This window comes from Sorangium sp. So ce385, assembly GCF_051474135.1.
GTDB classification, from domain to species: Bacteria; Myxococcota_A; Polyangia; order Polyangiales; family Polyangiaceae; genus Sorangium; species Sorangium cellulosum_D.
Window position 1 is genome coordinate 501,653 of the sequence record NZ_CP150337.1, and the last position, 13,786, is coordinate 515,438.

9 protein-coding genes are annotated in these 13,786 nt (G+C 72.7%); 7 read left to right on the forward strand and 2 right to left on the reverse strand.

Features of this window, described 5'->3' with window-relative positions:
• Positions 1-633: 633 nt before the first annotated feature.
• The 3 genes from WME83_RS01955 to WME83_RS01965 all read left to right on the forward strand — a co-directional run bounded on the left by WME83_RS01955 (position 634) and on the right by WME83_RS01965 (position 6,266).
• On the forward strand, positions 634-2,202 hold the full coding sequence (locus WME83_RS01955) for a hypothetical protein (RefSeq protein WP_437317561.1): 1,569 nt from the start codon (positions 634-636) through the stop codon (positions 2,200-2,202).
• A 219-nt stretch (positions 2,203-2,421) separates the two neighbouring features.
• Positions 2,422-4,395 (forward strand): ABC transporter ATP-binding protein, encoded by a 1,974-nt coding sequence (locus WME83_RS01960; protein WP_437317562.1) that lies wholly within the window; start codon positions 2,422-2,424, stop codon positions 4,393-4,395.
• Entirely contained in the window at positions 4,392-6,266 is a 1,875-nt protein-coding gene (locus tag WME83_RS01965; RefSeq protein WP_437317563.1) for an ABC transporter ATP-binding protein, read from the forward strand. Before WME83_RS01960 ends, WME83_RS01965 begins: the two co-directional genes overlap by 4 nt.
• A 58-nt stretch (positions 6,267-6,324) precedes the next feature.
• On the opposite strand, the gene WME83_RS01970 is transcribed toward WME83_RS01965, so the two are convergent.
• Both WME83_RS01970 and WME83_RS01975 read right to left on the reverse strand, forming a co-directional pair.
• Entirely contained in the window at positions 6,325-6,750 is a 426-nt protein-coding gene (locus WME83_RS01970) for an organic hydroperoxide resistance protein (RefSeq protein ID WP_437317564.1), read from the reverse strand.
• 142 nt (positions 6,751-6,892) lie between these two features.
• A complete protein-coding gene (locus WME83_RS01975; protein ID WP_437317565.1) occupies positions 6,893-7,501 on the reverse strand; it encodes a VOC family protein in 609 nt (202 codons plus the stop codon).
• 132 nt (positions 7,502-7,633) lie between these two features.
• On the opposite strand from WME83_RS01975, the gene WME83_RS01980 reads away from it, so the two are divergent.
• The 4 genes from WME83_RS01980 (at position 7,634) to WME83_RS01995 (ending at position 13,766) form a co-directional block, all read left to right on the forward strand.
• A complete protein-coding gene (locus WME83_RS01980; protein ID WP_437317566.1) occupies positions 7,634-8,299 on the forward strand; it encodes a TetR/AcrR family transcriptional regulator in 666 nt (221 codons plus the stop codon).
• 420 nt (positions 8,300-8,719) lie between these two features.
• Positions 8,720-10,273 carry a DUF1501 domain-containing protein gene (locus WME83_RS01985; RefSeq protein ID WP_437317567.1) on the forward strand — a complete coding sequence of 518 codons (1,554 nt, stop codon included), beginning with the start codon at positions 8,720-8,722 and terminating at the stop codon, positions 10,271-10,273.
• A gap of 14 nt (positions 10,274-10,287) precedes the next feature.
• On the forward strand, positions 10,288-12,450 hold the full coding sequence (locus tag WME83_RS01990) for a hypothetical protein (RefSeq protein WP_437317568.1): 2,163 nt from the start codon (positions 10,288-10,290) through the stop codon (positions 12,448-12,450).
• Positions 12,451-12,452: 2 nt separating this feature from the next.
• Positions 12,453-13,766: a hypothetical protein gene (locus WME83_RS01995; RefSeq protein ID WP_437317569.1), complete on the forward strand. Its 1,314-nt coding sequence runs from the start codon at positions 12,453-12,455 to the stop codon at positions 13,764-13,766.
• Positions 13,767-13,786: the final 20 nt, after the last annotated feature.

Sequence of the window (13,786 nt, forward strand, 5' to 3'; positions counted from 1 at the left end):
CTAATGAGTTGGAGGGGCGCCACCGGCCGGTCTAGACGTTCTCCGTTGGACCGGAACGGTCGCAGACCCCGCCGAGGGAGCGGTCGGAGGGACGCCGCCGGTCGTCACGCCCATGTCTCGCTTCGATCCCCTCGAGCACGCCCGCGGAGCCCGGCTTCCGGCCCCTCCTCGCGCCCGATCCGCCCGTGATCGCAACCCTGTTGCAGATCGAGCCGCTGGTGCGTACCGTCTCGAGGTCCTCTGTGGTAGGTCATGATGTAGTCGGAATCGTGCTGCGAGCGCCGGTGAAGGTTGATGTGCCTGTCCTGGTCCGCTAAGTAGTCGCCCCCCGAGACCGCCCTAGCGCCGGCCCCCGCGCGGCTCACCTGACCGCGGGGCGGCTAGAGTGCCCTTGTCGCAGGGGAGCGGATCATGGATCTCCGGTACGCCGCGAGGGCGGCATGGAGGACCGAGAGGGGCCATCTCCCCCACGGCTGAGCCCGCATGGCCGGCCCGGGTCGCGCCGGCGGCCGACGCTCGCCGAGCCGGTTTCCACCGCGTTTCCCGGCGCTGCACGCCGAGCGGCGCGCAGCACCCACGAGCGTCGCGTTTCGGCAGCTGTACGGAACAACGGTCACAGGAAGAGAGAGCGCTATGCCAAGTTCGAATTGGGGTTCCTTGTTCGTCGCTCCGCTCGTCGCCGTCACCCTCCTCGCCTCGTGCGCCCCTTCCGCGCCCGGGGGCGAGCGTCACGCCGCCGTGTCGAGCGCGCTCACCGCCGAGGACAGGATCGCTGCTTGCCAGCAGGATCCCCGCGTGATCGCCGGGCTCGTGACCAGGGAAATTTGCGCAGGCGCTGACATCTTCTTTCGCGAGACCTTCGAGGGCAACGGCCGGACTTGCGGGTCCTGTCATCCTGTCGAAAACAACTTCACGATTGACATTCCTTTCATCGACGCTCTCCTCGACATCAACCCTTTTGACCCGCTGTTCGTCTACGAGGAAGACGCCGCGCTGACCGACCTCGAGACGTACGAGCTGAAGACGAACGGCCTGATTCGCGAGAACATCGACGGCTTCGACGATCTCGACGGCAAGTACGTGATGCGCGGGGTCCAGCACACGCTCTCGCTGGCGACGACCATCGCGCCGGACCCGGCGCAGGAGGGGGAGGGCATGCCGCTCGAGCGCACCGGCTGGTCGGGCGACGGCGCCCCGGGCAGCGGCTCGCTGCGCGACTTCCTCACCGGGGCGGTCACCCAGCACCTGCCGAAGGATCTCAGCCGGGAGCCGGGGGTCTCGTTCCGGCTCCCCACCGAGGAGGAGCTCGACCTGGCCCTGGCCTACCAGATGAGCCTGGGGCGGACGAACGAGCTCGACCTGACTCGGGTGAAGCTCACCGACCCCGACGCGAACGACGGGCGGCTGGCGTTCCTGGATCCGCAGCGGGGCCGCTGCAACGTGTGCCACTCCAACGCGGGCGCGAACCACCTGGACACGGGGCGGAACCGCAACCTGGACACGGGGGCCCGGAAGGCGCCGGGGACCGGCAGCAGCCCGGGGGCGTTCGACGGCGGGTTCGGGGGCGCCGGGCTCTCGACGCCCAACATCGACGTCCTCGGCCGCAATATCCTCGACGGGTACGGCGACGGCACGTTCAACACCCCGCCCATCATCGAGGCCGTGGACACGCCGCCGTTCTTCCACTCGAACGCCTTCGGGAACACCATCGAGGCGGCGATCTCCTTCTACACCAGGTCGGACTTCAAGGATTCGCCGGCTGGCCGGGAGCTGGAGGCGCGGTTCGGCACCCCCATCCAGTTCCCCAACTCCGACATCGACAAGATGGGGCGCTTTCTCCGCGTCCTGAACGCGGCGTTCAACCTCGACCTCGCGAAGCAGCGCCTGCAGGCCGCGCGGGAGCTCGCGCGCCGGTTCCACGACACCCGGGACGACGTCCAGGAGCGCCTCATCGAGCTGGCCGAGGTCGAGATCGACGACGCGCTGGAGTCGCTCCACGTCTCCGGCGGCGCGCCGCTGCACCCCGTCTCGCAGTACCGCCTCCGGCAGGCGAAGACCGAGATCGCCGCGGCCCTCTCGGCGGCAGGATGGTCGGCGCGCGAGAGCCGGATCTCGATCGCGGTCCTGCGCGTCCAGAACGCGCGCGATCAGTTCGGCTCGAACATCACCTACCGGCTCGGCCAGGGCAACCTCATGTACTAGCGGCGCCCCGGCGAAGGCGGCGACGACCTCCAGGCTGCCGAGGCTGCCAGGAAGCGAGCTCTCTCGGACATCCTGGCGTCCCTGGCAGCCTGGCGATCCTCCCACGTGCGTCGCTGCACACGCGCCGCCGATCCGCGCGCGCCAGCCGCTGGCCAACGCCGCGCGAGCCGGTAGGTTACGGGCCCCCGGCGTGGCCGGTCTGCCAGGTGCCCTGCTCTGATGTCGTCCGGCTCACGTTCTGATCGCGGCGCGCTCCCCGCGCCCGAAGCGGCGCGCCCCCGCGGCGGGCGCTCGCTCCTGCTGCGGCTCCTCGGGTTGAGCTGGGCGTACCGGGGGCGGGTCGCGCGCGTGCTCGGCTACCAGATCGTCCTGCTCTCGCTGGGGCTCGCGGGGCTCGGCCTGACCGGGCTCGCCATCGACATCCTCCGCCACCGGCTCGATCCGTCGATCCGCGCGCCCGCGCTGCCGCTCGGCGTCGGCCGGCTGATCGACGTGGAGCGGGAGCCCATGGCCGCGGTCCTCTCGATCGGCGGCGCCATCCTCGCCATGGCGGCCGCCCGCGCGGTGCTCAACTACGGGTACGCGCTCTCGGTGGGCCACCTCGTCCACATGGAGATCGTCCCGGATCTCCGCGCGCGGGTGTACGACAAGCTCCAGCGGCTGAGCTTCCGGTTCTTCGACGCCAACACGAGCGGCTCGCTCATCAACCGCGTCACCGGCGACGTGCAGCTCGTGCGCTCGTTCGTGGACGGCGTGCTGCTGCAGAGCGTCATCATGGTCCTGTCGCTCGGCGTGTACGTCGCGTACATGCTCCGCACGCACGCCCTGCTGACGGTCGTGTGCCTCGCGCCGACGCCGCTGCTCTGGATCGCGAGCACGCTCTTCGCCCGCTGGGTGCGGCCCGCCTACCTGCAGAACCGCGAGCTCGTCGACCGCATGGTCCTGAGCTTCAGCGAGGGGCTGCAGGGGATCCAGGTCATCAAGGGGCTCGGGCGAGAGCGCGAGGCCCACCGCCGCTTCGACGAGCGGAACCGCGAGGTGCGCGAGCAGCAGCAGGGCACGTTCCGGAAGGTGAGCGTTCTCAGCCCGACCATCGACCTGCTCGGGCAGCTGAGCCTCGTCCTCCTGCTCGGCATGGGCGGGCTGCTCGTCACGCGCGACCGGATCACGCTCGGGCAGCTCGTGGTGTTCGCCGGCATCCTGCAGCAGTTCTCCGGGCAGATCGCGAGCATGGCGACGATCGTCAACACCGCGCAGCAGAGCTTCATCGGCGCGCGGCGCGTCTTCGAGGTGCTCGACACCCCCGTCGAGATCGCGAGCCCCGAGGCGCCCGAGCGCCCCGCCCGCGCGGAGGGGCGCCTCGTGTTCGAGCGCGTCACGTTCGGGTACGACCCGGAGAGGCCCGTGCTCCACGGCGTCGACCTCGACGTGGCGCCCGGGCAGTTCGTCGCCGTGATCGGCCCGACCGGCGCGGGCAAGAGCACGCTGCTCAGCCTGATCCCGCGCTTCTACGACCCGACCTCCGGGCGCGTCCTGCTCGACGGCGTCGACCTCCGGCGGCACGACCTCGACCTGATCCGCCGGCGCATGGGGGTCGTCTTCCAGGACAACTTCCTCTTCAGCAACACGGTGGCGGCCAACATCGCGTTCGGCGCCCCGCACGCGACGCGGGAGCAGATCGAGCGCGCCGCGGTCATCGCCCGCGCCCACGAGTTCATCCGGGAGCTGCCCGAGGGCTACGACACCGAGCTCAGCGAGTCGGCGGTCAACCTCTCGGGCGGCCAGCGGCAGCGGCTCGCCATCGCGCGCGCCGTGCTGCTCGACCCGCCGCTGCTCCTGCTCGACGACCCGACGGCCGCGGTGGACGCGCGCACCGAGCGCGAGATCCTCGACGCGATCCTCAGCGCGACCCGGGGGCGGACGACGATCATGGCCACGCACCGGGCCCACCTGCTCCGCCGCGCGGACCAGGTGATCGTGCTCGACCGGGGCCGCGTCGTCGAGCGGGGAACCCACGAGGAGCTGCTCCGGCGGCGCGGCCACTACGCGAGCGCGCTCTCGCTGCACGACGCGCACGCCGCCGTCGCGCGCGCGGACGAGAGCGCGGACGAGAGCGCGGACGAGAGCCCGCCGCCGCCTTCGCGGCGCGGCGCGCGCCCCGCGGCGCCGGGCCCGGCCGAGGAGCCGGCGTGAGCCGCGCCGGCGAGGCGACGCGCCGCGCCACGAAGGCGGCGGCGGGGCCGGCGCGCGCCGCGGCCGAGCCGGCGCCGATCGACGTGCGCCTCGGCCTCTCGCGCGCCGCGATCGAGGACGAGCGGGACCACGCCCTCGGCCGGCTCGATCTCGGGCTCGTGCGGCGCGTGTTCGCGTTCACACGCCCGTACGCGAGGAAGCGCAACGCGCTCTTCGCGCTCGTCGTGGTGCGGTCGATCCAGCTCCCGCTCCTCACCTGGGCGGTCGGCGCCATCATCAGCGGCCCGGTGGCCCGGCGCGACGCGCGCGCCACGGTGCTCTCCGTCCTCGGCTTCGGGGCGTTCGCGCTGCTCACGGCGGTGGTCTTCCACTTCCGCGCGCGCCTCGCGCTCGAGCTCGGGGAGGCCGTGGTGTTCGACATGCGCGATCGGCTGGAACGGCACCTGTTGCGCATGCCGATGAGCTTCTTCGTGAAGACGAAGGTGGGGCGCCTCATCGGCCGCATGACCTCCGACATCGACGCCATCCGGGTGGCGGTGCAGGACGTCGTGTTCGTGAGCACGGTGCAGCTCGGCACGATGGCGGTGGCGATGGCGCTGATGGCCCGCGCGCACTGGCCGCTCTTCCTCGTGGTGGCGGCGATGGTCCCCGTCTTCTGGGGGCTGATCGTCTATTTCCACAAGCGCCTCGGGGCCGCGCACCAGCGCGCGCAGGAGAGCTTCACCCGGGTCACGGCGACGCTCGCCGAGTCGGTCACGGGGGTGCGCGTGACGCAGGGCTTCGTGCGGCAGGACATCAATGGAGGGCTCTTCCGGGCGCTGATCTTCGATCACTCGCGCTACAACATGGATGCGGCGCGCCACTCGGCCGCTTTCCTCCCGCTCCTCGAGTTCAACGGGCAGCTGTTCCTGGCCGTGCTCGTGGTCGTCGGCGGTTATCAGGCCCTGCACGGCGCGATCGAGCTCAGCGTGCTCGTGGAGTTCTTCTTCCTCGCGAACCTCCTGTTCAACCCGATCCCGGTCCTGGGCAACCAGTACAACCAGGCCCTGACGGCGATGGCGGGCGCCGAGCGGCTCTTCCGCGTGCTCGACACCGAGCCTGACTGGCCCGACGAGGGCGGCCTCCCGGCGCTGCCGCCGGCGCGCGGCCGGGTCGTCTTCGAGGGGGTGAGCTTCGCGTACGAGCCGGGCAAGCCGGTGCTCCACGGCGTCGATCTCGTCGCCGAGCCGGGCCAGATGATCGCGCTGGTCGGGCACACGGGCAGCGGCAAGACCTCGATCCTGAACCTGCTGGCGAAGCTGTACCTGCCGACGGCGGGGTCGATCACCGTCGACGGGCACGATCTGGCGGCGAGCTCGTCGGCGTCGCTGCGCGCGCAGCTCGGGCTAGTCTTGCAGAGCAACTTCCTCTTCAGCGGCACGGTGCTCGACAACGTGCGCATGGGGAACCCGGCGGCGACCGACGCCGAGATCCGCGACGCGGCGCGGGACCTGGACGTGCTCGACCTGCTGGACGGGCTGCCGGAGGGCCTCCGCACCGAGGTGGGCGAGCGGGGGACGGGGCTGTCGCTGGGGCAGCGGCAGATCGTGTGCTTCCTGCGGGCGATGGTCGCGCGTCCGCGCATCGTGCTGCTCGACGAGGCGACGAGCTCGGTGGACGCGCTGACCGAGGCCCGGCTGCAGGCGGCGCTCGGGCGGCTCCTGCGCGGGCGGACGAGCTTCGTTGTGGCGCACCGGCTGAGCACGATCCGGCACGCGGATCGGGTCGTGGTGCTCGACCACGGGCGGGTCGTGGAGCAGGGGACGCACGCGGAGCTGCTCGCCCGAGGAGGGGTGTTCGCGGCGCTTCACCGCGAGGGGACGGGCCCCTGAGAGGTGGTCTAGAGATGCAGGTGATGTCGCTCCGACGTGGGAAGGCGACGGGCGTCGATCAGGCGACTTCCAGGCGGACGGCGACGTTGTTGCGGGTGGCGTTCGAGTAGGGGCAAACCTGGTGCGCCTTCTCGACCAGCTGCTCGGCTTGCGCACGCTCGATGCCCGGCAGCGAGATGCGCAAACCGATGTCGAGCCCGAAGCCGCCCTCGGAGCGGGGGCCGATGCCGACCGTCGCCGTCACCGTGGCCTCGGCCGGGATCCGCGCCTTCTCCTGCGCGGCCACGAACTTCAACGCACCGAGGAAGCAGGCGGCGTAACCCGCCGCGAAGAGCTGCTCCGGGTTGTTCCCCTCGCCACCGGCGCCGCCAAGCTCCTTCGGCGTCGAGAGCTTCACGTCGAGGGCACCGTCCGCGGTCTTGGCCCGGCCGTCGCGGCCGCCCTGAGCAGTGGCTTGGGTCGTGTACTTCACGTCAACAGGCATCGGAGCGCTCCTTTCGTGACGACAGACCCGGGCACGGAAGATCCTCCCCCGCGGGGCAGGGCCCGGCCAGGCCGCCGTTCGGATACGCTCCCCATACTGCTCAACCTCACCGTGCGCAACGAAGGAGGCGATCGCGCGCGGCTCAGGTGCCCGTCCAGGCGTACTCCAACGCGGAGACGTCCGGCGCGCCGACGGGGATCTCCCCCGTGAATCCGAGCGTGACAAGCTCGAGACGATTGCCGAACGGATCGTTGAAATAGAGCGACGCCTGGCCCGGCGGCCCGAGCCGCGTGGGGCCGTACGTCGGGACGCCAGCGCGGTTCAGGCGCTCCTTCCAGGCGAGCAGCCTTCCCGGCGCGACCCAGAGCGCGCAGTGCGGATGATCCGCGTTGCGGGGCGGCTGCCCGATCGGCGATTCGAAGAGATCGAACCGCGGCCCGCCCGCGAAGGCGATCGAGAGGTGAACGCCGCGCGCGACCTCGTCCGCCGGCCGCCCCATCCGCTCGAGGAACGGGGCGTCGACGCGCATCAGCACGCGCGCGCCGAGCAGCCCGACATAGAACCGCTCCGCCACGCCGAGATCCGCGCACGGCAGGGTGAGGTGATCGACCGCGCGCAGCTTGCCGCCCCACGGCGGACTCAGGCGATAAGCAAGGTGAGACCAGGCGAAGAAGAGGCGCATTCCCACGCCGATCGCCTTTCGCTGAACCCGCGCAGCCAGCGGCGCGGCCGTGAACCCCAAGGACGTCATGCGTTTTCCTCCATCCCGACGACGAGCGTCAATCAATCAGTTGATTGACGCTACGCCATGGCGGGCGAGCGGTCAAGGCGCGCGCCGGGGGCGCTTGATGGACCCGGAGGAAACCTGTAGCGTTGCGCGGGCTTGGCGAAGACGAGACGCGCCGCTGCGGCCGGCAAGGCCTCGACCTCGGAGCTCGGTGCAGCGCGGCGGCGCGACCTGCTCGAGGCGGCGTACACGCTCATCGCCGAGAAGGGGCTGGAGGGGCTGCGGACGCGCGACATCGCGGCGCGCGCAGGCGTCAACATCTCGACGCTGCACTACTACTTCGGGACGAAGGACGCGCTGCTCGTCGCCATCGTCGAGCACGTGACCGACAAGTTCGGAAAGGAGCGAAAGCCCGCCCGCCGCGCGGGCGCCGCGAGCCCGGCGGAGCCGCCCGAGAGCCTGAGAGCGCACCTCGAGGGGGCATGGCGCAGCTTCCAGGACCATCCGCACCTGGCGACCGTCCTCCAAGAGCTGTCCCTGCGCGCGCAGCGCGACCCGGCCGCGCGGACGGCGTTTCGCGCCGTCCACAGGGAGTGGAACCTCGGGGTCGAGCACCTCGTGCGCCAAGGCGCGCGCGCCGGACAGCTGCGCTCCGATCTGGATCCGCGCGCGGCCGCCGCCATGATCACGTCCTTCATCATGGGCGCCATGCTCCAGCTCGGGATCGACGCCGGCGCGTTCGACTTCCACCACGTGTCGGGCGAGATCGATCGGTGGCTCGCCCCCGCGCCCGGCAAACCGGCGCGCGGCCGGAAGGCCTGATCGCCGCGCAAGAGACGCGAGCTGCCGCGCCCGCGCACCGGACGCACGTCGCGATCGTGCGCCACGATACCCCACGGCGCGCGATGGGAGCATTCTAGAGGCGTCCCGTTGGAGAGGAATCGGGGAGATCGAGCGCTCAGGCCTCGCCTGCGCAGACCCTCTCGAATCTCTCCATCGGACAGGTGCGCTGCGCCGTCGGGGCGCACCGTGAAAAAACGACGAGCCACGCGCGATCCCGTGAAGGATCGACGGGCCCATCATCATTCATGAGGTCACGACGCGAGCGACGACTCGGCACGTTCCGCGGGTCGCGCGCTCGCGCGCGCTCACGTCACAGATGTCGATGGCGATACGGTATTTTTTAGGGGCGTGTCGCGCCCCGGGCTGAGGGTAGGTCGCGCGAGGGTAGGTGCTGGGGCGATGAAACGTCGTCGTTTTCTTCAGTCCGGGGCGGCGCTCGGCGCGATGGCCGCGGCGGGCACGCTGTTCCGGAGCTCGAGGGCCGGAGCGGCCTTCGGCGAGACCCCGGAGCCGTACCGGCAGATCGGGCTCCCGCCCGAGCTCCGCGCCGAGAACATCCTGGAAGTCTTCCTGTACGGCGGGCTGACCACGTGGGAGACGTTCTATGGAGTCGAGGCGTACGGGCGCCCCGACGATCCGGACCCGGACCTGCGGGGCACGCAGCTCCACACCTTCTACAACCCCGCCGCGCCGGAGAGCTCGCTGCTCTCCTCGGTGCTCCTGGAGTGCGGGCTCGCGGCGGGCGACCTCGGGCTGGTCCCCTTCGCCCGCGACGCGCTCGGGATGAACGTGAGCCTCGGGCCGCTCCTCGCCCCGCTGATCGCCCGCAAGGACATCCTCGATCGCATGCGCGTCGTCGTGACCCGGCACGACCTGGAGCCGCACGAGGCCGCCATTCCCTACGCGCTGTGCGGCCGCGCGCTCGGCTCGCCGCAGATGGCGTGCCTCGGCGCCCACGTGCAGCGCCACGCGATGGAGCACGGCGATCCGGGGCGCGCCGCCCCCTACGCCTACACGTTCACGGACCTCGGCATCCCCGGCGACAACCTGCAGGCGTCGCTCGCGACAGGGCTCCACCCCGCGGCGGCGCGGCCGCTGCTCCTCCGCGCGAGCAGCGAGGAGTTCCTGGGGCTCTTGAAGCGGCCGAAGGTCGGCGCGGCGCCCGAGCGGGCGGCGTTCGACGGCCTGCTGTCGCGCTACGTCGACCAGTACCGCGACCGGGTGAGGTACAGGCGCGAGGGCGATCCGCTCCGCGCCTCGCGGCTGTCGGAGCTGAGCCAGACGATCCGCGCCGTCGCGAGCGCGCACGAGCTCGACGCGGTGCTCGACAGCGCGCTGTTCGAGCAGACGGTGACCGCCCTCTGCGGCCTGGAGAACATCAACGCCCCGGCCATCTGCCTGCGGGTCATCGCGCACCTGCTCACGCACCCGGCGACGCCGGCGCGCTACTGCTGCTTCATCGATCCGGGGCTTGTCATGGCCGACGGCGGCGGCGGCTACGACACCCACGCCGAGACGTGCCGCACGCAGGCGATGAACCTCGGCAACACGCTCACCGAGCTCCTGTCGCACGTCCGGCGCCCGGACGAGCAGGGGCCCGAGGCCGAGGGGAAGCTCGACCTGGACCGGACCCTCGTCATCCTCAACATGGAGTTCGGCCGCTCGCCGGGCGCGCAGAACGAGCTCGGCCGCAACCACTGGCCCTACGGCTACGTCACGGTGTACCTCGGCGGCCCCATCCGCGAGAAGCAGCGCGGCATCTACGGGGCCATCGGGCCGGACGGGCGCGCCACGACGTTCGTGAAGCCGCCGGAGCAGCGGATCGCCGCGCTGCTCGCGCTCGGGATCTGGCCGTTCGCCCAGGAGGGCTTCGGCGTGAGCGACGTCGAGGGGACGCGCAACGAGGGCGAGGCCGCGGAGGCGGCGCTCGCCAGGGTGCTCGGGCACGGATGAACGGGGCGACAACGATGAGACGCGCGACGCTGAGCTCCACGCTGCTCCTTGCGGCAGGCCTCGCCGGCGCCCTGCTCGGCGCGGGCGCCTGCGGCCCCGACCCCGCGCCCGGCGCGCCGGGGGCGCCCGAGACGCCGGCCATGGAGGACGACGCGGGCGCGCCCCCGACGCCCGAGGTCCCCGACGCCGGCGTGGACCGGCCGGTCGAGGAGGCGAAGGATCCGCTCGCGCGCTGCCAGGACTCCGACGCGGCGTTCGTGCGCCGCGCCCACCTGGCGACGCTGGGGCGGAGGCCGCGCAGCCAGGACGAGGTGCGCTTCTACACCGACCTCATCCGGCAGGTCGACGGCGGCGCGCCGCTCGCCGAGGGCGCGCCGCTCAGCGCGGGGCGGCGCACCGCGGTGCTCGCCATGATCAAGACGTCGCAGCTCGACTACCTCCGCCGCTGGGCGGACTTCTACCTGGACAGCCTGCGCGTCGTGCGCGCCACGGAGGGCTCCGCGAAGTGCTTCTCGACGCTGCTCAGCGCCGACGGCGAAGCCCGCCGGAAGGCCGCCGAGCGCGTGCGGCGCGAGCCGGCGCGCGCCCAGGGCGACGAGTTCTCGATGCTGGATCTGATGCTCGGCTCGCTCGAGAGCGACGATGTCTCGTCGATCTACGTCGCGAACCTGTTCAGCATCGTGTCGCAGAGCTTCGAGGGCGCCAACGCGGACCCGGTGAAGCTCGAGCTCGCGCGCCGGCAGAACTTCGGCGCGCGGTTCAGCGGCGCCTACCTGCACCGGGACATCGTGTGCCTGCGCTGCCACAACAGCGAGGCGTCGGTCACCTTCGACCCGGAGCCGAGCAAGAACCGCTTCTTCCCGCTGCCGGGCCTGCTGGAGAAGAGCCTGTTCACGGACTCGAGCGGCCCCCCGGAGAAGGACGGCCACGACGGCATCGCCCGGGCCTACGGCGTGTTCCGCTTCGGCGGGTTCTCGGTCGCGTCGATGGGCGACGCCGAGCCGCTGCCCGTCGTGCTCCCGAACGCGGTGGTGAGGCCCTGGGGCTGGACCGCGGGGTGCGGCGAGTTCTTCTCGGAGATCACCGACGATCCGGCGGGGGTCGACGCGCTCCTCGGCAGCGTGCGCGGCGCGCGCACGTCGATGTGGGACCTGTCCGCCGCGCTGCAGCGGGGCTTCGTCGGGCTGCGCCAGCACGGCCTCTCGCGCGGCGAGCGCGGCGAGATCCCGAACCCCGACGAGGCGCTCGCGTACCTCGTGTCGGCGCACATCGCCGAGGAGGTGTGGCGCGAGGTCATCGGCACGCCGCTCACCGTCGCGCACTACTATCCCCGCAGCGCCGCGTCGCGCGGCGAGCTGCTGCGCGTCACCGAGGCATTCCTGGCCTCGGGCTTCTCGCACGTCCGCCTGCTCCTCGAGGTGCTCCGGAGCCCCGGGTTCAACCTGCAGGCGCCGGAGGACGGCTGCGCGGACGAGCCGTACGCGTTCGCCCCCCTGTTCGACCCGTGGATCATCGCCGAGGAGGACCCCGCGCGCCGCAGGAACAGCGTCGGGGACGCGATCGCGCCGCTGTCGGGCCGGACGCTGCTGAGCGCGGCCCACGGCGCGCTCGACTGGCCTGCTCCGATCGCCGTGCCGATCGCCGACGCGGCGTTCCTCGGCGCGATCGGCGTGTTCGTGGACGACGGCCAGCCCGGGCACCGGGGGCTGGACTTCCAGGCGCGCCTCGTCTGGGAGGACCGGTTCGCCGCGTGCGATATCGCCCCGGAGGGCGACCTCGTGGCGCGCCTCCTCGAGGCGGCGTCGGAGCAGCCGGACGCGACCGTGGCCGACGTGATCGCGGCGCTCAAGGACCGCATCGTCGGCGATCCCGGGCTCGGCGACGCGGGCGAGCGCGAGGCGCTCGAGCAGGTCCTCGGGGCCTCGCTCGACGCCGAGGTGGCGGCGCTCGATCCCGAGGCGCTCGAGCGCCGGGTGCGCGGCGTGTGCGGGGCGCTGCTCGAGTCGCCGCAGTTCATGCTGGGCACGCTGGTGCCGCGGGGCGTCGAGGCGACCCCGAAGCTCACACCGCCCGACGCCGCCTACGGCGCGGTCTGCGCGCGGCTCGCCGCCGAGCCGCCCATCGACGGCTTCGAGGTCGAGTGCGCCGCGGGCGGCGTCCGGCTGCGGAGGGAGTGACCATGGCCTCCTCGCGGCTCCGTGCACCGGGACGTCCTTGCCTGCTCCTCGGCGCGATCCTGCTCGCGTCGTGCTCCGACGGCGGCGGCGGCGCGCCGCCGGCGAGCGGCGACGGCGGCGGCCCGCCGTCGAGCGGCCAGGGCGCCTCCGCGTCGACCGGCTCGAGCGCCTCCGCGTCGACCGGCGACGACCCGGTCGCGGCGCGCTTCCCGACGCCGCGGGCCCTCTACGAGGGCGCCGTCGCGCCGTCGTGCGCGGGCGCCGAGGGCAGCTGCCACCACGGCTGGGCGCAGCCCGAGCTGTCGTCGTTCGAGGCGTTCATCGCGACCGCGGGCGCGTTCTGCCAGACCGGCGTCGGCGATCCGCGCGCGATCGTCGACGGCTGTGAGCGCCCGGGCGACCGCCTGGTGTTCGCGGACGGCGTCGAGCGCGCGCTGCTGCGCGTGAGCGTCCCCGAGGGCGCGCCGCGGGTCCCCTCCGAGGTGACGGTGGCGCTGGACGGCCCCGCGGGCGACGTGAGCGCGGTGGCGCGGGTGCGCGCGCCGGTCGTGGAGGGCCAGGCCGAGTTCCGGCAGGAGCTCCGCGGCGTCGTGTTCACGCCGCTCGAGCCCGCGTCGCGGCTGCGGCTCGACCTGAGCCGGGCGGGCGAGGACGTGGCGCGGGCGTTCGACCTGCGGCGCTGGCCGCGGCGGGGGGCCGACGTGGTCGTCGGGGACGCGAACGGCAACGGCCGTGACGCCGCCGGCGCCGGGCTGAGGCAGCTCGTTCCCGGGAGGCCCGAGCGGAGCTTCCTCTACCTGCGGCTGCTCGGCGACGAGCTCGGGCCGCGCATGCCGCTCGTCGAGAACGGCTGGTCCGAGGAGGCGACGCGGGCGCTCTACTGCTTCGTGCGCGGGCTGCCGGAGGGCTGGCAGCCCGACACGCGCGTCGCCGACGAGCCCATCGCGTACGCGGGGTGCCCGAGCGGCCCGGAGGACGGCGGCCCAGTCGCGTCGGACTACGAGGCGGTGCAGGCGATCTTCGACCAGCGCTGCGCGTCGGCCCCGTGCCACGGCGCCGAGCGCGCGTCGGGGCTCGACCTGCGGCGGGCCGCGCTCGCCGGGGGCGAGGTCATCGGCGCGCCGTCCCGCGAGGTGCCGGGCCGGGCGCTGATCGCGCCGGGCGCGGCGGACGAGAGCTACCTGGTTTGCAAGATCGAGCCCGGCTGCGCCGAGCGGGCCCAGGGCACCGCGCCGATGCCCATCGGGGGAGCGCTCGGCGCCGAGGAGCGGGCGGCGATCCGCGCGTGGATCGAGGCCGGGGCGAAGCTGGACTGAGCCGGAGACACCGAAGCGAT